Source organism: Duganella guangzhouensis (assembly GCF_009674535.1).
Classification (GTDB): Bacteria; Pseudomonadota; Gammaproteobacteria; order Burkholderiales; family Burkholderiaceae_D; genus Rugamonas; species Rugamonas guangzhouensis.
On sequence record NZ_WKJK01000014.1, the window covers coordinates 94811 to 115556 of the forward strand.

At 63.4% G+C, this 20746-nt stretch carries 17 protein-coding genes; 14 read left to right on the forward strand and 3 right to left on the reverse strand.

Translation table 11 applies throughout. The features are described 5' to 3' along the window. The first annotated feature begins 22 nt into the window (after positions 1-22). Positions 23-1036 (forward strand): TIGR03790 family protein, encoded by a 1014-nt coding sequence (locus tag GJ699_RS23890; RefSeq protein ID WP_308495534.1) that lies wholly within the window; start codon positions 23-25, stop codon positions 1034-1036. Here the strand turns inward: GJ699_RS23890 and GJ699_RS23895 are convergent. Continuing rightward, positions 1024-1602, reverse strand: coding sequence for a PEP-CTERM sorting domain-containing protein (locus tag GJ699_RS23895; RefSeq protein ID WP_195763637.1), 579 nt, complete (start codon positions 1600-1602; stop codon positions 1024-1026). The genes GJ699_RS23890 and GJ699_RS23895 overlap by 13 nt on opposite strands. A gap of 247 nt (positions 1603-1849) precedes the next feature. On the opposite strand from GJ699_RS23895, the gene GJ699_RS23900 reads away from it, so the two are divergent. The 5 genes from GJ699_RS23900 to epsA all read left to right on the forward strand — a co-directional run bounded on the left by GJ699_RS23900 (position 1850) and on the right by epsA (position 8520). Then, positions 1850-4867: an ExeM/NucH family extracellular endonuclease gene (locus GJ699_RS23900; RefSeq protein WP_154381051.1), complete on the forward strand. Its 3018-nt coding sequence runs from the start codon at positions 1850-1852 to the stop codon at positions 4865-4867. Between the two features lie 12 nt (positions 4868-4879). Beyond that, the gene (locus GJ699_RS23905; protein WP_195763638.1) at positions 4880-5521 is read left to right on the forward strand and encodes an NF038129 family PEP-CTERM protein; all 642 of its coding nucleotides are present in this window, start codon (positions 4880-4882) and stop codon (positions 5519-5521) included. Between the two features lie 229 nt (positions 5522-5750). Further along, positions 5751-6851, forward strand: coding sequence for an acyltransferase family protein (locus tag GJ699_RS23910; protein WP_154381055.1), 1101 nt, complete (start codon positions 5751-5753; stop codon positions 6849-6851). Positions 6852-7017: 166 nt separating this feature from the next. Next, positions 7018-7716 (forward strand): winged helix-turn-helix domain-containing protein, encoded by a 699-nt coding sequence (locus GJ699_RS23915; protein ID WP_154381057.1) that lies wholly within the window; start codon positions 7018-7020, stop codon positions 7714-7716. Positions 7717-7719: 3 nt separating this feature from the next. Further along, positions 7720-8520: an XrtB/PEP-CTERM-associated transcriptional regulator EpsA gene (epsA, locus tag GJ699_RS23920; protein WP_154381059.1), complete on the forward strand. Its 801-nt coding sequence runs from the start codon at positions 7720-7722 to the stop codon at positions 8518-8520. 54 nt (positions 8521-8574) lie between these two features. On the opposite strand, the gene GJ699_RS23925 is transcribed toward epsA, so the two are convergent. Together GJ699_RS23925 and GJ699_RS23930 are read right to left on the reverse strand one after the other, a co-directional pair. After that, the gene (locus GJ699_RS23925) at positions 8575-11760 is read right to left on the reverse strand and encodes a S8 family serine peptidase (protein ID WP_154381061.1); all 3186 of its coding nucleotides are present in this window, start codon (positions 11758-11760) and stop codon (positions 8575-8577) included. A 25-nt stretch (positions 11761-11785) separates the two neighbouring features. Continuing rightward, positions 11786-12586, reverse strand: coding sequence for an NF038120 family PEP-CTERM protein (locus GJ699_RS23930; RefSeq protein ID WP_154381063.1), 801 nt, complete (start codon positions 12584-12586; stop codon positions 11786-11788). Between the two features lie 388 nt (positions 12587-12974). Here GJ699_RS23930 and gspG point away from each other — a divergent pair, with 388 nt between their 5' ends. Genes gspG through GJ699_RS23970 form a run of 8 tightly spaced genes read left to right on the forward strand, consistent with a single transcriptional unit; the run spans position 12975 to position 20739 of the window. After that, on the forward strand, positions 12975-13412 hold the full coding sequence (gspG, locus tag GJ699_RS23935) for a type II secretion system major pseudopilin GspG (RefSeq protein WP_371867653.1): 438 nt from the start codon (positions 12975-12977) through the stop codon (positions 13410-13412). Positions 13413-13423: 11 nt separating this feature from the next. Then, positions 13424-14614 (forward strand): type II secretion system F family protein, encoded by a 1191-nt coding sequence (locus GJ699_RS23940; protein WP_154381065.1) that lies wholly within the window; start codon positions 13424-13426, stop codon positions 14612-14614. Next, a complete protein-coding gene (locus GJ699_RS23945) occupies positions 14611-16290 on the forward strand; it encodes a GspE/PulE family protein (RefSeq protein ID WP_154381068.1) in 1680 nt (559 codons plus the stop codon). The genes GJ699_RS23940 and GJ699_RS23945 overlap by 4 nt, the downstream gene beginning before the upstream one ends. Further along, positions 16283-17071 (forward strand): hypothetical protein, encoded by a 789-nt coding sequence (locus GJ699_RS23950; protein WP_154381070.1) that lies wholly within the window; start codon positions 16283-16285, stop codon positions 17069-17071. Before GJ699_RS23945 ends, GJ699_RS23950 begins: the two co-directional genes overlap by 8 nt. Then, positions 17068-17604: a hypothetical protein gene (locus tag GJ699_RS23955; protein WP_154381072.1), complete on the forward strand. Its 537-nt coding sequence runs from the start codon at positions 17068-17070 to the stop codon at positions 17602-17604. Before GJ699_RS23950 ends, GJ699_RS23955 begins: the two co-directional genes overlap by 4 nt. Then, positions 17589-18152, forward strand: a complete 564-nt coding sequence (locus GJ699_RS23960; RefSeq protein ID WP_154381074.1) for a hypothetical protein — start codon at positions 17589-17591, stop codon at positions 18150-18152. Before GJ699_RS23955 ends, GJ699_RS23960 begins: the two co-directional genes overlap by 16 nt. Then, complete coding sequence (locus tag GJ699_RS23965) at positions 18149-18751, forward strand: hypothetical protein (protein ID WP_154381076.1); 603 nt, start codon at positions 18149-18151, stop codon at positions 18749-18751. The genes GJ699_RS23960 and GJ699_RS23965 overlap by 4 nt, the downstream gene beginning before the upstream one ends. Continuing rightward, positions 18751-20739: a secretin GspD/PilQ domain-containing protein gene (locus GJ699_RS23970; RefSeq protein WP_154381211.1), complete on the forward strand. Its 1989-nt coding sequence runs from the start codon at positions 18751-18753 to the stop codon at positions 20737-20739. Before GJ699_RS23965 ends, GJ699_RS23970 begins: the two co-directional genes overlap by 1 nt. Positions 20740-20746: the final 7 nt, after the last annotated feature.

Sequence of the window (20746 nt, forward strand, 5' to 3'; positions counted from 1 at the left end):
ACTACCGATAGCGACGCGACTCTTGCGATTCCTCTTCCTTCTGCTTGCGGTGACCTGGCTGGCCACCGCTCCCGCCCACGCGCAGGGGCCGCGCGTGGCGCTGACCGCCGCCCAGCTTGCCGTGGTCATCAACGATGACGAACCCAATAGCGTAGAGCTGGGCGAATACTACCGCAAGGCGCGGGCGATTCCGGCCGCGAACATGATCCATGTGCGTATTCCGGGCCGGCCGCGCAAGCTCGACGCCGAGAAATTCGACGCGCTCAAGGCCCAGATCGATGCCAAGCTGGGACCGGAAATCCAGGCGGTGTTGATGGTGTGGACCGCGCCGTACGCGGTGGAGTGTAATTCGCTGACGGCGGCCTATACGCTGGGCCTGGATGCTGGCTTGTGCAGCAATAGCTGCAACCCCAGCAAGCCCAGTCCGTATTTCAATGCGCTGTCGCGCCAGCCCATGAGCGACTTCAAAATGCGCATTTCGATGCAATTGCCGACCGAGTCGGTGGCGGCCGGCGAGGCGTTGATCGACCGCGGTGTGATTGCCGGTTTTGCCCAACCGGCGGCGACCGCCTATTTTCTGCAGACCAGCGATGCCGCCCGCAGCAGCCGCGCCCGCAACTTCCCGCGCTCCGGTGTGTTAGCGCAGAAAAAGCTGACCGTGAAAACCATGCAGGCAGACAGCCTGGAACACGTGAGCGACATCATCGTGTACCAAACCGGCCGCGATTTCGTGCCCAAGCTGGAAACCCTGAAATTTCTGCCCGGCGCCTTGGCGGACCATTTGACCTCGCTGGGTGGCGACCTGCTGGGCGGCTATCAAATGAGCAGCCTGAAGTGGCTGGACGCGGGGGCCACGGCGAGCTACGGCAGCGTCAGCGAACCCTGCAATTACTGGCAGAAGTTCCCGCACTCGACCGTGTTACTGACCCAATACCTGCGCGGCAACACCGCCATCGAGGCGTATTGGAAGAGTGTGGCCTGGCCGGCGCAAGGGGTGTTTATCGGCGAACCGCTGGCGGCCCCTTATGTGCGCTGACGTCGGCCGCGCACGGCCAGCGCCAACAGGCCGACCAGCAGCATCAGCAGCGACGAAGGCTCGGGGACTTCCGGCGCCGCAGTCGTATGTTCGACCCAGCTCCGCTTGTCGTCTTGCCGCCGCATTGCGCTGAGCCACATGCCATGTTCCCAGCCATCGCTTTGGCGCTGGCGTAAAGCCGCCATCAGCACCTCGTCGTCGTAAGCCAGCCCGAACGCCAACGCCTGTTCAGTTTCCTGCGCGCGCTGGCGATTCCACTCAATCACGTCATCCAGTTGGCTGAAATCCGGTTTGACCGATTCTTCCTCATTATTGGCCACATCGGTATCTTTGTCCGCATCGTCCATTTTGCACGGATCAAACAGGGCGTCGAAGTTGGTTTTGCGGCCAGTTGGGGCGCCGGGTGTCGTGAGCAGCGGCTGATCGCCAGCCGCTTGCGCTTGCCGATCCTCGGTCAGCGCGCACGTGCGCTGCGGCGCCGCCTTGCCGGCCGCCGTTGCGGTTGCCCCGACATCCGATCCGAACCACAGGCAACACAGCATGAGTGAACGGGGTAAGGACTTCATATGGACTCCAGCGGTGGCGGGTACGCCACCAGGCATCACTTGCCAATAATTGTTTTTTGGAAATTTATATTTCTATGAAATAAGTATAGCAGCTGCTGCCTGAATTGCCAGTACAATATCTTTTGGGAAATTCCCTGAGTGCCGTTAGTCCGAACGGACCAATGTGATGTCATTAAGACGTCAACGACGCTGATTAATATGCAAATTGCAAGTCTCCAAACCAATTTGTCTATTTTTCAGGATCGTCATGTACACACTTCCCTCTGTTTCCGTTCCCGGCCGTCGCACGGTGATGGCCGCTGCGCTGTTGGGCGCATTGGTTGCGCCAGCATTTGCTGATTCGTCGGTTGTCATTAGCCAGGTGTATGGCGGCGGCGGCAACAGCGGCGCCAAATACAAAAATGACTTCATCGAACTGTTTAACCGCAGCGCCACGGCGGTCGACATCACCGGCTGGAGTGTGCAATATGCTTCCGCGACCGGCACCAGCTGGAGTGTCACCAAGATCACCAAGAGCACCGTGCTGCAGCCAGGCCAGTATTATCTGGTGGCGGAAGCGGCCGGCTCCGCTGGTACCGACGAGCTGCCCACCGCCGATCTGAGCGGCACGCTGGCGCTGAGCGCCACCACCGGCAAGGTGGCGCTGGTCAACAGCACCACCGCGCTGTCCGGCGCGGCACCCGTGGCCGGCACCTTTGTCGACCTGATTGGGTTTGGCACGGCCGGCTACTTTGAAGGCAGCGCCGCCGGCACCTTGAGCAACACCACGGCCGCCCTGCGCGCCAACGCCGGTTGCACGGATACCGACAACAACGCCAACGACTTTGTTACCAGTGGCGCGCCGACTCCGCGCAACACCGCCACCGCGCTGAACGTTTGCGGCGCGCCGGCGCAACCACCGATCGTGCCGACTTGCCCGGCCAACCTGTCGCTGGCGTATGGCATCAACGGCAGCGCCGACCTCAGCGCCACCGACACCGACGGCATCGTCAACAGCGCGGTGATCACCTCGACCGCCGTACCGGGCATCAGCCTGTTGAACTTCCTGGCCGCGTCGGCGGTGGGCGGCACCGCCACCGCCAACCTCAGCGTTGCCAGCACGGTGCAGGCCGGCACCTATCCGATCGCCATCAAGTTCGGCAATGACCAGGGCCAGGAAGCCAGCTGCGCGATCAGCGTCAGCGTCGCCGCGCCGGCCGCGGTCAGCCACAGCATTCCGCAAATCCAGGGCGAGGGCGATACCAGCCCGTATGCCGGCACCATCCAGACCACCGAGGGCGTGGTGACCGCCAAGGTCGCGTCCGGTTTCTTCATTCAGGATGAAGCTGGCGACGGCAATCCACTGACCTCGGACGGCCTGTTCGTCTACACCACCGCCGCCAATATCGGCACCGTGCAGATCGGCGACCGCATCCGCATCAGCGGCAGCATCGCCGAATACACGCCGACCGGCGCCACCCGTTCGTACACCGAAATGCAAAGCGTGACCGCGATCACCAAGCTGGCCGGCGGCATCAGCATTGCGCCAACCAATATCCAGCTGCCGTTCGCCAATCTGGGCCAGGTCGAAGGCATGCTGGTGCGCTTCCCGCAAGCGCTGACCTTGTCGCAGCTGGAGTACCTGGGCACGCGCGGCGAGATCACGCTGTCGTCGGGCCGACTGGAAATCGCCTCCAACCACTACCGTCCGGGCACCACCGAGGCGATCGCGCAGGCCGCCGCCAACAAGATCAACCAGATCATCCTGGACGACGGCATCTTCGTCACGCCGACCACCATTCCGTACCTGGGCGCGGACGGTTCGCTGCGCGCCGGCGACACCGTGTCGAATCTGACCGGCGTGGTGGACTTTGGCGCGACCGGCGGCGGCGGCGCCGGCTTCAAGCTGCAACCGACCATCGCCCCGGTGTTCTCGCAGGATAATCCGCGCACCGATCCGCCAGCGCTGGCGGCCGGCAACATCAAGGTGGCCAGCGCCAACGTGCTGAACTACTTCACCACCTTCACCGACGGCACCGATGTCGAGGGCAACACAGGCCAGGGCTGCTCGCTGGGGAGCTCGGTCGCCAAGAGCAACTGCCGTGGCGCCGACAACCTGAACGAGTTCAACCGCCAGAGCGCCAAGATCGTTGGCGAACTGAAAGCCATCAACGCCGACGTCTACGGCCTGATGGAAATTCAGAACAGCGGCGAGTACACCGTCACCAAGCTGGTCGACCTGCTCAATGAAGCGATCTCGCCGGGCACCGGCCTCAAGACTTACGCGGTGGTGCCGAAGCCCGCCGCCACCGGCACCGACGCCATCCGCGTCGCCATGATCTACAAGCCGTCCTCGCTGACGCTGGTGGGCGGCGCGCTGACCGACGCCGATAGCATCAACAACCGTCCGCCGATGGCGCAGACCTTCCAGGCCGCCAACGGCGCCAAGTTCTCGCTGGTGGTCAACCACCTGAAGTCGAAGGGCAGCTGCCCGACCGATGGCAGCAAGGACACCGACCAGGGCGACAGCCAGAGCTGCTGGAACGCGACCCGCGTCAAGCAGGCTCAGCGTCTGACCGGCACCTTCGTGCCGCAAGTGGTGTCCGCCGCCGGCGACGCCAAGGTGCTGCTGATCGGCGACTTCAACTCCTACGGTTACGAAGATCCGATTGCCGCCATCACCGCCACCGGCTTCGTCAACCAGCTGGAGCGCTATGTGCGCGGCGGCGGCAATATGCCGTACTCCTTCGTCTACAACGGCGAAGTGGGTTACCTCGACCACGCACTGGCCAGCGCCGCGCTGAGCCCACAAGTGGTGGATGCCGCCGAATGGCATAACAACGCCGACGAGCCGACCGTGCTGGACTACAACACCGACGGCAAGCCGGAAGACAAGTACACCAGCGCGCCATACCGCGCCTCCGACCACGATCCGGTGGTGATCAGCCTCAACCTGCAAGCGCCGTACAGCGATGTCAGCAGCAGCGTCAAGGCGGTCAGCTCGGGCCTGGTCTATGCTCGCCTGACTGGCCAGTGGAGCGGCACGCTGAGCATCACCAACACCAGTGGCGCCGCCATCACCGGCCCGCTGCAGATCGCGCTGAACGGTTTGCCGAGCGGCGTCACGCTGGTCAACGCCAGCGGCAGCCACAGCGGCGTGCCTTACCTGACCGCCAATACCAGCAGCCTGGCGGCCGGCGCGACCTTGACGGTCACGGTGAACTTCACCAAGACCGGCACGGCGGCGATCAGCTACACCCCTCAAGTCTTCAGCGGCACTTTTTAAGGATAGATGAATATGTTTAACACCCTGACCCTGCGCCGCAGCCTGCTGGCCCTGGCCCTGACCGCCGCCGCCAGCCTGGCCTACGCCGACACCACTTACCAGATCTCGCTGGACACCTCCAGCTTCAGCGGCACCGGCTGGATCGACCTGCAATTCAACCCCGGCAACCTGGCGTCCACCACGCTGGCCTCGGTGACGCTGACCGACTTCGTCGGCTTCGGCGACAGCAGCACCGCGCTGATCAACGGCGCCGTCAGCGGCTCGCTGGCCACTGGCTACACCATCAGCAACACCGATGCCAGCGGCTGGAACGACCTGTTCCATGAAGTCAACTACAACGGCGGTACCATTTCGTTCACCGTCACCTTCAGTGGCCTGGCCGATGCGTCGCAGAGCTCGTCGCAGTCGGTGTTCTCGGTCTCGCTGATGAACTCGGATGCGACCGCCTACCTGGGCACCACCGACGCTTCCGGTTCGCTGGTGGCGCTGAACTACAGCGCCGGCCTCACCGACGGCAGCGGTAGCGTGGCGGCGACGCCACTGGTCAACAGCATCCCGTCCAGCGTGACCGCAGTGCCGGAACCGTCCAGCTGGGCGATGCTGGCCGGCGGCCTGGCCTTGCTGGGGCTGGCACGCCGCCGTAAGCAAGCGTGAGTCGCTCCACTTGAGCATGCGAAAGCGCCCTGCGGGGCGCTTTTTTGTTCATAGCACAATCTGTGAAGCTTTTACTTTTGGCTACGCGATTTGCTGCATTAAAGTACAATAAACGAGGTGATGTTTCATTTTTGATAGCATTGCATTTTTTTAAAAAAACAGCATGCTTCGTCTCCTCAAACGATACCCGACGACGCGAACGTAGATATTTCAGAGAACGGACCTAAGAATGGTTGCTCAAATTCAAGAAAAGCATAGATACGAATATCTGGATGCGTTACGCGGAGTGGCGGCTCTAGCAGTCTGTTTTCATCATATTTTTGGTTATATATATAAAGCTGGCCAGATGGATGAGGGGTTTAATACATTTGTAAGAACATCAATTCTTGAAGTATTTGATTTTGGTAGATTTGGTGTGGTTTTATTCTTTCTGATCAGCGGATTCATCATACCGACCAGCCTACGGCCAGGCACCACTTTGAAGAAATTTACGATTACGCGTATCTTCAGGCTTTATCCGGCTTTTTGGGCGGCCTGCCTGTTGATCTTTGTTTCCGCTCCATATTTGGGTGACTCAACCGTTAGCGTTAAGGGGCTTTTCGCAAATCTGACCATGGTGCCGAAGTTCTTCCATGAGCCAGAGATTAGTGGAGTGTTTTGGACCTTGTTTGTTGAAATAATGTTTTACTTTTGTTGCGCCGTTCTATTTCAACTTAGTTGGTTGGAAAACCCACGTGTAATTGGCGGAGTCGCGCTTGTTCTGGGCTTGATTACGCCGCTAGCCGTTCTGTTAAACCATTTGGTGCACCTGAATATGGCAATTCGCTTTATTCCATTCCACCTTTCATTCTTGTTCGTGGGCAGCATTTTTAGATTGGCTATCGTTAAGAAGGATAATCAGGCAAAAATAATCAGTGCATTTCTAGTGATTTTTATAATTTTTACTGTGCCTTTGACTTGCGGGTTATTCTTCAATGTGCCAGAAGCCCTTGCAACCGATTTTGTCATGCACGGTGCTTTACCTACTACGGCCTCTTATTTCATTGCAATAGCTATTTTCTTGATAGTTATAATTTCGAAACCTAAGTTGGGAAGTTTTTTAAGTGAGCAAGGAAAAATCAGCTACTCATTGTATTTGCTGCATATGCTATGCTTTGTGACTGTTTATAAAGTTATCCAACCAACAACCTTGGTTTCATGTTTTGAATACATTATTGTCAGTGCACTTCTGGCATTTTCTGCCGCAAAACTGTCTTATAAGTTCATCGAGTCGCCTGCAATTTCGTTGGGGCGCATGGTAGTGTCCGAACGCCGTATTAGTCAGGCGTGAGTCCCTGCAATGTGAGAAGGCGAACGGAAGCTGGGCAGCCTGGTTGAATTTCTTGAAGGTTTTTGTTGATCATTTATATGATAAAGATATAAATCCGTCATTGAAATCATATTAGTAAAGCCACATTGCTTAATGCATAGTGTTTCCTTCTCTAAAGGGAACCACCATGCCAGCCGCCCATATCCTCGTAATAGAAAGCACGCCCGCGATCCAGGAGTTGATAGCGCTAAACCTGGGTATGGCCGGCCACCAGATCAACCGCGCGGCCGATGCCGAGAGCGCCATGTTGATGCTGGAAGACCAGCTGCCCGACCTGCTGCTGCTGGACTGGAACCTGCCCGGCCAGTCCGGTCTGTCGCTGGTGCGCCGCCTGCGCGCACAGTCGCGCACGCGCAGCTTGCCAATCATGATGGTGACCGCGCGTTGCGGCGAGCCGGACAAAATCATGGCGCTGGAAAGCGGCGCCGACGATTACATGACCAAGCCGTTCAGCCCGCGCGAAATGGTGGCGCGGGTACACGCCTTGCTGCGCCGTGGTCAGCCGGCCGGCGGCGCCGACGCGCCGGTGCAACTGGCCGGGTTGCGGCTTGACCCCGGCACCCAGCGCGTCACCGCCGGCGCGCGCGAGCTGGCGCTGGGCCGGGTCGAATTCAAGCTGTTGAACTATTTGATGAGCCATCCCGAGCGCGTACACAGCCGCGCCCAACTGTTGGACCAGGTCTGGGGCAGCGCCGTCTTCCTGGACGAGCGCACGGTCGACACCCATGTCGGCCGGCTGCGCAGCGCGCTGCAGCCCAGCGGCTACCAACAGCGCATCGAGACCGTGCGCGGCAGCGGTTACCGCTTCGTGGCGGCACCGGCCTAAGCGATGGAACAGTTAGTCATCTTGAGCAAGCTGGAGCAGGAATACCTGCTGCACGCGATCGAAGCCGCGCTGCCGCTACAGGACGCGCGCCAGTTCTTCCTTTGGACCCAGGGCCAGCTGCAGGCGCTGCTGCCGCACCAGATCATGGTGTGCCTGCAGTTTGGCGCCCAGGACGAGCTGCAGCATGTCGAATGTCTGCACAGCACGGTGCTGGAGGCCGGCCTGCGCGCACGCTTGAGCAGTCGCGACGACGGTTTGGCGCTGCGCCTGGCCCGGCACTGCCGCCACGCCGGCCGCCTGCCGGCCATGCTGGACGCCGGTCCCGGCGCCGATCCGCTGAAAGCAGGGCAGGGGCTGGCGCCGTTTCAGGGCGAGTTGCGTGAGCTGGGGCTGGACAACCTGCTGCTGCATGGCAGTGAACGCTTGCCGGGTGGTGCCACCTTCTTCGTGCTGTTTGGTCTGCCGCATCGGCCACGGCCGCGCCAGGCCTACTTCCTGCAACTGCTGCTGCCGTATCTGCATGTCAGTCTGCAGCGCATCAATCGCCAGCAGGCACAGGCGCGGGTCGGCACGCTGGCGCGTCCGGTCAGCGCACGCGAGGCTGAAATCCTGCACTGGGTGCGCGAGGGCAAGAGCAATGAAGAGATCGGCCTGATCCTGGGCATCAGCGGCCTGACCGTTAAAAACCATTTGCAGCGGTTGTACCGCTTGCTGGATGTGTCCAACCGCGCCCAGGCGATCGCACGCGGCATGGCGCTGCAACTGTTCGATCGCGCGCCACTGCCGCTGGCGCGCGCCGCATAAAAAAAGCCGCACACCGAAGTGTGCGGCTGGAACAACTTCCCCTTTAAACCTGGCTTACAGCGCGCTGTTGCGTTTGGTCGTGTGCGCGGCGCCGCGTGCCAGCGGTACCGGGCTGTTGGTCTCGATCAGCAGCACGGTGGTGGCGGCGGTGGCGCCGCTGGTATCCAGGAACTGGATGCCGCCCAGGTAGCGTTGGCCGCTGGCCAGGCCGGACCAGGTGGCGCCCACGGTGGCGGTGCCGCCCGCGTACACCTGGCTCGGCAGCATGGCCTTCAGGCTGCCGCCGGTGTCGGTCCGGCTGACCACCACCGATGACAGGTTGAAGTTGGTGGAGAGGCCGTCGGCCGCCGCGTAACCGATCACGCACAGCTTGTAGTTGCCGGCCGCCGGCGCGTTCAGCAGGATGGCTTCGTTGGAGCCGCCGGTACCGCTGGAGCCGACCAGCGCGCCAGTGCTGTCCAGCAGGTACAGGTCGAGGTCATCGCTGCCATCGCCGGACGAGGTGTCGCTGTCAAACAGCTCGAACGAGGCCGCCACGGTGTTGGCCGGGAAGGTGAACGGAATCACCTTGGCGCCGGCGGTGTTGCCGTTGCAGGCGGTTTGCAGCTGTGCCACGGTCTCCGGTGGCGTCACGATCTGCGCCACGTTCTGCAAGCTACCCTTGGTGATGGGCTTGAGGCCGCCCGTGGCCGAGTTCATGCGGCCGGCAAAGCCGGTGGTCACGGTCAGCAGCGAGTTGCCGGTGGCCTTGGTGCTGTACACGCCCGCTGGCGCGGTGACCGGCTTGCCGCTGCGCGCGGTCAGCGGGATGCGCACCACGTGGCTGCTGTCGGTCCAGGTGACGTCGCCAAACTGCCACACATTGTCGGCCGCCGTGCTGCGCGTCAGCGACACCGTGTAGGTCTTGGTCTGGCCCGGCTCCAGCGTCAGCGTGGCGGGGGACAGCGTGGTGGTGTAGCCGCTCAGCGTGGCCTTGCCGCTGTAGGTGGCGGCGCTGGTGCCGACGTTGGTCACGCTGCGCGTCACGCTGGTGGTGCCGAGCACGTTGTTGAGCGTGATTGACGGCAGGTTCAGCGCCTGGCCCTGGATCGCGGTCACGCCGCTGCACTCGGCAGTGACGCCGGCGCCGCACAGGTATTTCTTGTAGTCGGTCGCACCGAGGTCGTACACCAGGCCGGGATCGCTGGCGCCGGCGCTGTTGTAGGCCTTGCCGTCGGCCGGATGGATCACCGTGCCGAACGGGTTGATGTGGCCGGCGCCCTGGGCAAACGGCAGGATGCCGCGCAGGTTGCCGCTCTGGGCGTCAGGGAAGGTCGGGGTGGCGCTGGTCATCAGCGCCGACTTGATGGCGGCAGGCGACCAGCCGGTGTGCTGCTGGCGCAGCAGCGCGGCGACACCCGCCACGTGCGGGCTGGACATCGAGGTGCCCTGGTACAGATTCCAGGCCGCCGGCGGCACCAGCGTGCCGCTGTTGACCTCGGCCTGCTGGGCCGGCGTCAGTTCCGGCGTGACACCGGCCAGGATGTCGACCCCGGGCGCGGTAACGTCCGGCTTCAGGGTGTTGCCATCGACCCGGTTCGGGCCGCGCGACGAGAAGTCGGCGATCACCGGCGCCGCCACCGAACCCACCGAGTTGACGAAGTGGCTGAGGCTGGCGGTGGCGCCGCTGCTGGCCGCGTAGGTTTTGATCAGCGCGCCGTCGGCGGCGCTGACGTGCACCGTCGGCACCGAGTGGATTTCCGCCACCAGGCCGCCGCCATTGTCGACCATCACCATGCCGACGCCGCCGGCTTCCAGCACCGCCAGGCTCTTGTCGACGCGGGCATTGGTGCCGCGCAGACAGGTGACCACCTTGCCGGCCACTTTGTCCGGGTCCAGCGCCCAAGCGCCGCCGTTGGTACCCTTGCTGTAGCACAGCTGGGCGGCGCTGGCGCTGGCGCCGGCCGCGACCGCGTCTTCCGAGCGGATGATGGCGGTGGCCGGCAGCGCGTTGACGTTCAGCGAGGCGCCGCTGTAGGTGGCGCCGTTGCCGAGCCCGACATCGCCCTTGAGGAAGCGGTTATGGGTCGAGGCTGCCACGGTGGTCAGCCACGGGCCGATGTGGTTGACCTGGTTGTCGGGGCCGTCGTTGCCGGCCGAGGCGGCGACGAACACGCCGGCGTTGGCGGCGTGCAGGAAGGCTTGCTCGACCGGGTCGTTGACGGTGGTGCCGCCGCTGATCGAGTAGTTCAGCACATCGACGCCATCGATGATGGCTTGTTCGATCGCTGCCGCGCTGTCCGAGGCCCAGCAACTGTTCTTGCCGCCGGTGGCGTCGGTGGCGTCGTTATAGGTCCAGCACACTTTGTACATGGCGACCCGCGCGCGCGGCGCCATGCCGGACACATTGCCCATGCCGATGCCGCTCAGCGTGGCCGGCACGTTGTTGTTGCCGGCCGCCGTGCTGGAGGTGTGGGTGCCGTGGCCGCCGTGGCCCAGCGTGCCGCCGATCGAATCGCGCGGCGAGATGAAGTCGCTCCAGTGCAGCGTGTTGGTGGTCTGGTCAAAGCCCTGCTTGAAGTAGCGCGCGCCGATCAGCTTGTTGTTGCAGTTGGCCACCGTGAAGCCCTGGCCGACCTGGCAGGTACCCTTCCATTTGGCGGGCGGCGCGGTGTAGTTCAGCGCCGCGCTCTGATCGAAGGTGGGCACGTCGTTGGCCACGCGGTCGGCGTAGGATGGGTTTTCCGGCCAGATGCCGCCGTCAATGATGCCGACGATGATGTTCTCGCCGGCCTTGGATTTGCCGCCCAGCTGTGCCCACAGGCCGTTGGGGCCGTCCAGGCCGAGGAAGGTCGGGGTGTAGTTGGTGACCAGTTGGCGCGGTTCGTCGGCGCTGATGCTGGCGACGCCGCTGTTGGCTTGCAGCGTGCGTACTTCGGCGTCGGTCAGCAGCGCGGTAAAGCCGTTCAGCGCCACCTTGTACTCGTAGATCACCGGCGCCGCCGCCACTGTGGCTTTGACGCTTTCCTGTTTCTTGACCAGGTAGTCGCTGTACAGGCTGACGGCGGTGCTGTCGAGGTCGAGGCGCTGGCCGGCCGCCGGCTGGGTCGCCGCCAGGCCGCTGACGCCGCCGCTGTAGGACGCGACCGGCTTGTCGGCCAGTTGCACGATGTAGGGCCGGCGCACGTCGTCGGCCTGGGCCAGTGGCGCCGCAGCCGCCATCAGCACAGTGATGGCGGCGCAAATTGGATGCAGTTTCATGGGTATCTAATCCTCGGTGGCGGTTTCAGGCGGAACGGCGACGACGGCGCGCGGCGGCGGCCAGGCCCAGCAGGCCGGAGCCATACATCAGCCAGGTTTCGGGTTCCGGTACCGCGGTGGTGTAGATGTTGTCGATCGCGAACTGGCTGGTGTTGCTGTCGAAGGCGGTGCAATTGCCGCCGCCGGCCGGGCAAGTGAAACCGAAGATCAGCACTTCGCTGAACTTGGCGGTGGAGAAGGCGCCGCTGGTGAGGTAGTGGCCGAATTCGAAGCCGTCGCTGCCGGGACCGTCCAGCACATAGGTCTGGGTCAGGTAGCCGCTGCCGTCGGCCAGGAAGCCCTGGATGCGGATCAGGCCGGGATAGGTTGGATAGGTGCCGCTGTCGTAGGCGCCGACAAAGCTGGCGTCAAACGACTTGATGCTGAAGCTCTGGCCGGTGGTGTGGAAGATGTCGATCACGCCGCTGTCGAGGTTGACCAGGTAGCGGCTGGGATTGGAGTCGGCGGTGGGGCAGGCCAGGTTCCAGCACGAGGAGTCGCTGCCCTGGACGAAGGCGCCCACCAGGTCGCCTGGCTGGGCATACACCGAATTGCTGAAGGCGCCGACGTAAAAGCCGTTGGAGACGTAGATGTCAGGTTGGTTCAATGGTCCGATCGGGTCGTAGCTCCCGATCAGGTTGGTGGGGACGCCTTCAAAATCGATGATGGTGTCGGCTCGCGCCGCCGGCAGGATGGCGCATGCCAGCGCGACCGCGCCGGCCAGTTGGGTCAGGCGGCGGCGTGCACGCCCGCTGACCGGTTTATCAGCTTGCTGCAGATGGTTCATTTCTCTTTGCCCTTTTCTAGTCTCGCGGCGGTTCACGCACGCTTGTAGTTGTCGACAGTCTCCGGAGTGAGCCGGATTGCCAATCAGTCTAGCCATAATTGAAATTAAGTGATGCAAATGACATCGTCGATAATTTAATTTTTATCAATGGTTTCCAACATATATTCAGTTTCAAGAGTGAAGTTAAAGCTCATCAGGTGGTGTGTGGAAAAGCAACGTTGTATGTGCGGCACATACAAAAAAGCGGTTTTCAGCTAGAGTCCCGCGCCTGCGTCATAGGGCGGTAACTTTCAAGGTGTATAACGAAAAAGATTGTCGGCGTGGCAAACTGCTGGTAGCCTCTGTCACTTGGCGCACAGGTTCCACACCGGGGAAAGAGGAGTAGTTTGTGGCAAAGAAATGTGTAGGTAGAGCAGGGCGCGCGGCGCGTGGATTTACCCTGCTGGAGTTGCTGGTGGTGATCGTTATCATCGGCCTGCTGGCGGCCTATGTGGGGCCGAAATATTTCTCCCAACTGGGCAAGTCGGAAGTCACCATCGCCAAGGCCCAGATTGAGGCGTTTGAAAAATCGCTGGACACTTACCGTCTCGACGTCGGCCGTTATCCGACCACCGAGGAAGGCTTGAACGCGCTGCTGGTCGCCCCGGCCAGCGCCGGCGCCAAGTGGAACGGTCCTTACCTGAAAAAGGGCGTGCCGCCGGATCCGTGGGGCCACCCTTACCAGTACAAGGCGCCCGGCAGCAAGGCCGAATTCGACATCATCTCGCTGGGCCGTGACGGTCAGCCGGGTGGCAGTGGCGAAGACGCCGACATCAGCTCCCAATAATCCACCCTGCCATGCAGTTCGATGTCCGCACCCTGTCGGCCGAGATGGTGATCTCGCATCTGGTGATCGATGGCCGCGATGAAGCGGACGCGCGTCGCCAGGTCGAGGCGCGCGGGCTGTTCGTCAGCGCCATCACGCCGGTACGGGCCGGTTTACCAGGCCGTCGCGGCAAGCGCCGCGCTTTGTCGCTGGTGCTGTTCAGCCAGGAGCTGCTGGCGCTGCTGACCGCCGGCCTGGGCATCGTTGAAGGGCTGGAAGCGCTGCTGGAAAAAGAAGCCAATCCGGCCACGCGCGGCGTGCTGGAACGGCTGTTGGCCGGACTGCGCGAAGGCCAGCGCTTTTCCGCCGTGCTGGCCGAGCAGCCGGATTTGTTCCCGCCGCTGTATGTCGGCATCGTCAAGGCCGCCGAGGGCACCTCGGATCTGCCACGCTCGCTGGCGCGCTTCATCGATTATCAGCAGCGCATCGATCTGGTGCGCGCCAAACTGGTGTCGGCCGCGATCTATCCCTGCATCCTGCTGCTGGTCGGTGGCGGCGTGTCGCTGTTCCTGATCGGTTATGTGGTGCCGCGCTTTGCCGAGGTTTACCAAGGCGCCGGCCGCAACCTGCCATGGCTGTCGCAACAGATGCTGAACTGGGGCCAGTTCGCCGGCGCCCATACCACGCTGCTGTTGGCCGGCATCGCCGCCGTGCTGACAACGCTGGTGCTGGGCATGCGCCAGCTGTTGGCCAATGGCGGCATGGCGCGCCTGCTGGGCAAGCTGCCCGGTATCGGCGAGCGGGTGCGCATCTACGAACTGTCGCGGCTCTACCTGACGCTGGGCATGCTGAGCGAAGGCGGCATCACCATCGTGCACGCGATCGAAACGGTGCAGGGCATGGTATCGGCCGGCATGCGCCAGCAATTGCAGAACGCGCGCGCCGAAGTGGAGGCGGGCATGCCGCTGTCGACCGCCTTTGATGCCAGCGGCCTGACCACGCCGATCTCGCTACGCATGCTGCGGGTGGGCGAACGCACCGGCGACATGGGGCCGATGCTGACCCAGTCGGCGGCGTTCTACGACGGTGAAATCAGTCGTTGGATCGAGCGCTTCACGCGCACTTTCGAGCCGCTGCTGATGGCGGCCATCGGCCTGGTGGTGGGCGCCATTGTGGTGCTGTTGTACATGCCGATCTTCGATCTGGCGGGAGATATGTCATGACGGTGATCGATACCGCACTGCTGGCGCGCGCGCGTCATCTGCGCCAGCAATCCAAGCGCGCGCTGGTGGAGGAACTGGAAGCGCTGACCGGCACCGAACCGCGCCTGCTGGTGCAGGCGCTGGCGCAGCCGTTCGGCATGACGGTGCTGGAGACGGTCGACATGCTGGCCTATGAGCCGGCGTGGGATTTGCTGCCGCTGTCGCAGGCGATGGCGCGCGCCTGCGTGCTGCTGCGCGCGCATGACGGCATGGTGGTGGGCGTGATCGCCGATCCGTTCGATCTCGATCTGCAAACCTGGCTGGGCACGCAGGCGCGCGCCACGCCGGCCGCGCCGCTGGCCACGCGGCTGGCTTTGCAGGCCGACATCCAGGCATACCTGTCCAAGCAGGAGGAGTCTGCGCGTGCCACTGACACACTGCTGCCCGGCGCCAGCGAGGGACGGCGCGATGGCAAGACGGCGGCGGTGCTGTCGTTTGCCTCGGTGTCGGAGGGCGCCAGTCCGGCGGTACGGCTGGTGAATTCGACGCTGTACGATGCGCTCAAAGCCGGCGCTTCCGACATCCACCTGGAAAGCACGGCTGGCGGGCTGGCGGTCAAGTACCGTGTCGACGGTGTGCTGGATCACGCCACCGCCGTTAACGGTATCGACGTGGCGGAGCAGATCATCTCGCGCATCAAGGTGCTGGCGGAGCTGGATATCGCCGAGCGCCGCATTCCGCAGGACGGCAGCTTCCGCGTCGAGTCGGGCGGGCGCGAGATCGATTTGCGGGTGTCTATCATGCCGAGCATACACGGCGAGGACGCGGTGATCCGTATCCTCGACAAGCGCGCCATGATTGAAGCCTACGGTTCACTGACGCTGGAGGCGCTGGGCTTCGACGCACCCTCGCTGGCCACGCTGCGCACGCTGGCACAAGAGGCGTATGGCATGCTGCTGGTGACCGGTCCTACCGGTTCCGGCAAGACCACCACGCTGTACGCGGCGCTGACCGAGATCCACAACGGCCGCGAAAAAATCATCACCATCGAAGACCCGGTCGAGTACCAACTGCCCGGCATTCTGCAGATTCCAGTCAACGAGAAAAAGGGGCTGACCTTCGCCAAGGGCTTGCGCTCGATCCTGCGCCACGATCCGGACAAGATCATGGTGGGCGAGATCCGCGACCGCGAGACGGCGGAAATCGCCGTGCAGTCGGCGTTGACCGGCCACCTGGTGCTGACCACGGTGCACGCGAATAATGTGTTTGACGTGTTTGGCCGCTTCACCCACATGGGCATCGATCCGTATGCGTTCGTGTCGGCGCTGAACGGCATCTGGGCGCAGCGCCTGATCCGCATCAACTGCCCGCACTGCGCCACCGAGTACACTCCGGACGATCATGAACTGGCCAGCGTTGGCATGACGCGCGCCGATGCGCATGAGTACCGCTTCATGCAGGGCAAAGGCTGCGGCGACTGTCGAGGCACCGGCTACAAGGGACGCCGCTCGATCGCCGAGATCCTGACGCTGAATGACGAGATTCGCGAACTGATCGTCGACAAGCGACCGATCCGCCAGATCAAGCAGGCGGCGTATGAAAACGGCACGCGCAGCCTGCGCCAGGCCGCGCTGGAACTGGTCAAGCGTGGCGGCACCACGCTGGCGGAAATTAAACGGGTGACTTTGCATGCGTAGAGCGATCGGACAATCACTGCGCATCGACATCGCGCCGCATGCGGTCAGCGTGCAGCTGGCCAGCCGCTGGTCGCTTGGACGTCGCGCGGCGTCCGCTGCCGAGGGCTCGGTGCTGGCCGCGCAGACCATCGCGCCATCCGCCGACCATCCGTTCGACGCCATCGCCAACGCGCTGCGCGCGCTGCTGGGCGAACTGGATGTTAAAGGGTGGCCGGTCAGCTTCCTGCTGGCCGATGAATTGACGCGCATGTGGCGCGTGACGCCACCGCCCGGCGCTGCCCGCATGGCCGATCTGGAAGCCGCCGCCGGTCTGCGCTTCCAGTCGCTGTACGGCGAACCACCCACCACCTGGCAACTGTCTGCCGATTGGAGCGCCACCCAGTCCTTCTTCACCGCCGCCGTGCCGCGCATCTTGCTGGCCGCACTTGGCAAAGTAGCGCAGGACTGCAAGTTGACCATCGTCGCGATCGAACCACGTTTCGTGCATGCCTGGAACCGCAGCCGGCGCGGCCTTAAAGCCGGCGCCTGGTTCGGCCACGTGCACGACAACCTGCTGACATTGGCCGCCACCGAAACCGGCGGCAAACAACTGCGCGCCATCCGTGCCATGCCGATCCCGCACGGCGCCGATCAGCACTGGCTGACGCAAACCCTGCAACGCGAAGCGCTGCTGCTGGACATGGAAGCCCCAGCGCTGCTGCAAGTGCACGGCAATGCCCCGGCCAACTGGACCCAGCCGACCAGCAGCGCCGCCCACATCCCCTGCACGCAGCTGACATGAACATCGACTTCGCCCCGCGCAGCCTGCGCCGTACCCTGTTCCATTTGCACCCAGCCGTGCTGGCGCTGGCCGGCGTTGGCCTGCTGTTGTGCGCCGGCGCCGCCGTCGTTGGCTGGAAACTGCTGGAACAGCAGCGCGAACGCCAGCACCAACTGCAGCACTTGCGCGAACGCGTCGCCGCGTTGACGGCAAGGCCGCAGGAAGTGGCGCGCATCGCCATTCCCGAAGCGCAGGCGGCCTTCGTCAATGGCGCCATCATGCAACTCAACCTGCCATGGCGCGAACTGCAGGACGCCGTGCTGGCCGCCACGCCGCGCACCGTGGCGCTGCTGGCGATGGAGCCCGATCCGCGCAAGCGCATCCTGAAAATCACCGCCGAGACTAAAAACAGCGACGACATGGTCGACTACATCGCCGCGCTGAAAGAGCAGGAGAGCTTCAGCGGCGTGGTGCTGACTCGCCACGAAATCAACGAGCAGGACCCCAACCGCCCGCTGCGGTTCCAGCTGGAGGCGACATGGCTCGCGCGCTGAACAACATCAACCTTGCCGCATTGCTGCTGCGTGCCCGCATCGCGGTGCAGCGTGTCGGCGTGCCGGCCTGCGTGGCGGTAGCGCTGTGCGTGGCCGGCGTGGCCGCGTGGGCCTGGCTGCTGCCGCAGCGCGCCGCGCAGCAGAAGGTGATGGACCAGCCGCTGCCGGCGCCCGCCACGCTGGTGACGGCGCCACCACCGCCGTCCGCTAACCAGAATCTGGCCGAGTTCTACCAAGTGCTGGGTGAGCAGCGCTACGCCGAGCAGCAGGTGAAAGTGCTGTTCGACCTCGCCGCCAAATCCAGCCTGGTGCTGAATCAGGGCGAATACAAAAACGCTTACGACAAGGCCAGCCGCGTCAGCACCTATCAGATCATCCTGCCGGTGAAGGGGCAGTACCAGGCCATCTGGCAGTTCGCCATGCAGGGCTTGCGCGAGATGCCGTTCGCGTCACTGGATGAAGTGGCGTTCCGCCGCGAGACCATTGCTGAACCGGCGGTGGAAGCACGGCTGCGTTTCACCCTTTACCTGAAGGATGGCGCGCCATGAAACCCTATCAGATCGTGATGGTGCTGGCGCTGGTGGGCGCGGCCGGGCTGGTACTGTTTGGCGATAACTCGCCCGCCAGCGGCATCGCGGAACCGGTGGCGCGCGCGGCCGGCGCAGGCGCGCAGGGTGCCGCCGATGGCCGCGTTGCGGATACCGCCACCGTTAGCACGCCATCCGCGCCATCCGCGCCATCTCGCGGCGCCGCGCGCGACGGCAAGCCCTCGATCGAGCCGGAAATCCTGCGCTTGACGCCACGCGCCACGCTGGTGGGCGACGCCGGTGATGCCACCTTCGCGGCCGGCGAGGGCGTCTTCATGGGCCAGAACTGGAACCCGCCGCCGCCACCGCCGCCGCCGCCATCGAAAACCCCGCCGCCGCCACCGATGGCGCCACCGATGCCGTTTATCTATCTCGGCAAGGCACTGGCGGATGGCGCGTGGGAAGTCTATCTGGCGCGCGGCGACAAGACCTACTCGGTGCGGCTGCAAACCGTTATTGATGGTACTTACCGCGTCGAGCGCATCGCGCCACCGCTGATGTCCCTGACCTATCTGCCTTTGAATCAGCAACAACAGATGAATATTGGAGTTCTTGAGTGATGGCTAGCTCCCTGAAAAATATCGGCCGCTGTGCCTTGCTGGCCATGGCGCTGAGCGGCTGCGCCGCCCAAATGGCCTTCCGCGACGGCAATGACCTGATCGCGAAAAACCAGATCGAGGCGGGCCTGGCCAAATACCAGGAAGCCGTGCGCGCCGAACCTGGCAACGCTGAATACCGTTCCGTCTTCCTGAGCGCGCGCGACCGCGCCACCTTGCAGGTGCTGGACAAGGCTGAACGCGATCAGGCCGAAGGCCGCACCGTGCAGGCGGAGCAGGGCTTCCGCCGCGTGTTGGCGATCGATGGGCAGAACGAGCGCGCCGTCAACGGTCTGCGCGCGCTGGAACGCGACAGCCGCCAGGCGCGCCAGCTGGATCTCGCCGCGCAATTGCTGAACAGCGGCCAGTACGAACTGGCGAAGCAGAAGCTCAACGCCATCCTCAGCGAAACCCCGGCCAACGAGAAGGCGCGCCTGATGCTGCGCGAAGCGGCCGACAAGACCGCCGCGCCGGCGGTGGAATCGGGCCTGGCGAAAAGCTACAAGCAGCCGATCAGCATCGAATTCCGCGACGCGCCGCTGAAGCAGGTGTTCGAAATCATCTCGCGCCGTTCGGGTCTGAACTTCGTGTTCGACAAGGACGTGAAGACCGACCAGAAAACCACCGTCCTGCTGAAGAACAGCACGGTGGAATCGGCGATCTACTTCCTGCTGCTGACCAACCAGCTGGAACAGCAGGTCATGGACGCCAACACCATCCTGATTTATCCGAACGTGGCGGCCAAGATCAAGGAATACCAGGAGATGACGGTGAAGACCTTCTTCCTGGCCAATGCCGAGGCCAAGCTGGTGGCCAACACGCTGAAGACCATTCTCAAATCGCGCGACGTGGTGGTGGATGAAAAACTCAACCTGCTGATCGTGCGCGACACGCCGGAAGCCATCCGCTTGGCCGAACGCCTGATCGCGCTGCAGGACACGGCGGAAGCGGAAGTGATGCTGGAGGTGGAAATCCTCGAAGTGAAGCGCTCCGCGCTGACCGATCTGGGCGTGGTATGGCCGACCGGCCTGACCTTCGCGCCGATCGCCAGCTCCACCAGCGGCACCATCACCATCAATGATTTGCGTAATCTGAACGGCAACACCATCGGCGTCACCGGCGCCACCATGGGCATCAACGCCAACAAGAACGCCGCCGATTCCAACCTGCTGGCCAATCCGCGCATCCGCGTGCGCAACAAGGAAAAGGCCAAGATCGTCATTGGCGACAAGCTGCCGGTGATTACTTCCACCGTCTCCGGCGTCAGCGGCTTTGCCAGCGATTCGGTGACCTACGTCGACGTCGGTCTGACGCTGCAGGCCGAGCCGACCATCTACCTGAATAACGAAGTGGCGATTCGCATGCAGCTGGAGGTCAGTAACCTGGTCAGCACCGTCACCACCAAGAACGGCACCACCGCCTATCAGCTGGGTACGCGCCAGGCGTCCACCATGTTGCAGCTGAAGGATGGCGAAAACCAGGTGCTGGCGGGGCTGATTAACAATGAAGAGCGCAACTCGTCCAACAAGGTGCCCGGCTTTGCCGAGCTGCCGGTGGTGAGCCGCCTGTTTGGCAGCCAGCGCGACGACAATCAGAAGACCGAGATTGTGCTGTCGATTACGCCGCATCTGATCCGCAACGTGCAGCGTCCGGAAGCCTCGGCCGCCGAGTTCTCGGCCGGTACCGACGCCAGCTTCCGCCGCCGTCCGGATCTGACGCCGCGCACGCCGGTCGCGCCAGCGGGCCTGCCGCCGCAAGCGCGTCCCGCCGGCGCCGTGCCGCCTGCGGGCTTGCCAAGCGCCGCACCATCGGCCACCACGCCGCCGGTCGCATCGCCGGTACAAGCCACCAACTTGTCGGAGACGCAGCCCGCGCCGCTGCCGGCATCCACTGGCGCGCAGCCGCAGGCCGTGCAGCCGCCGGCCGCCGAACCCGCCCCTGTGCAGCAATAAGGACGAG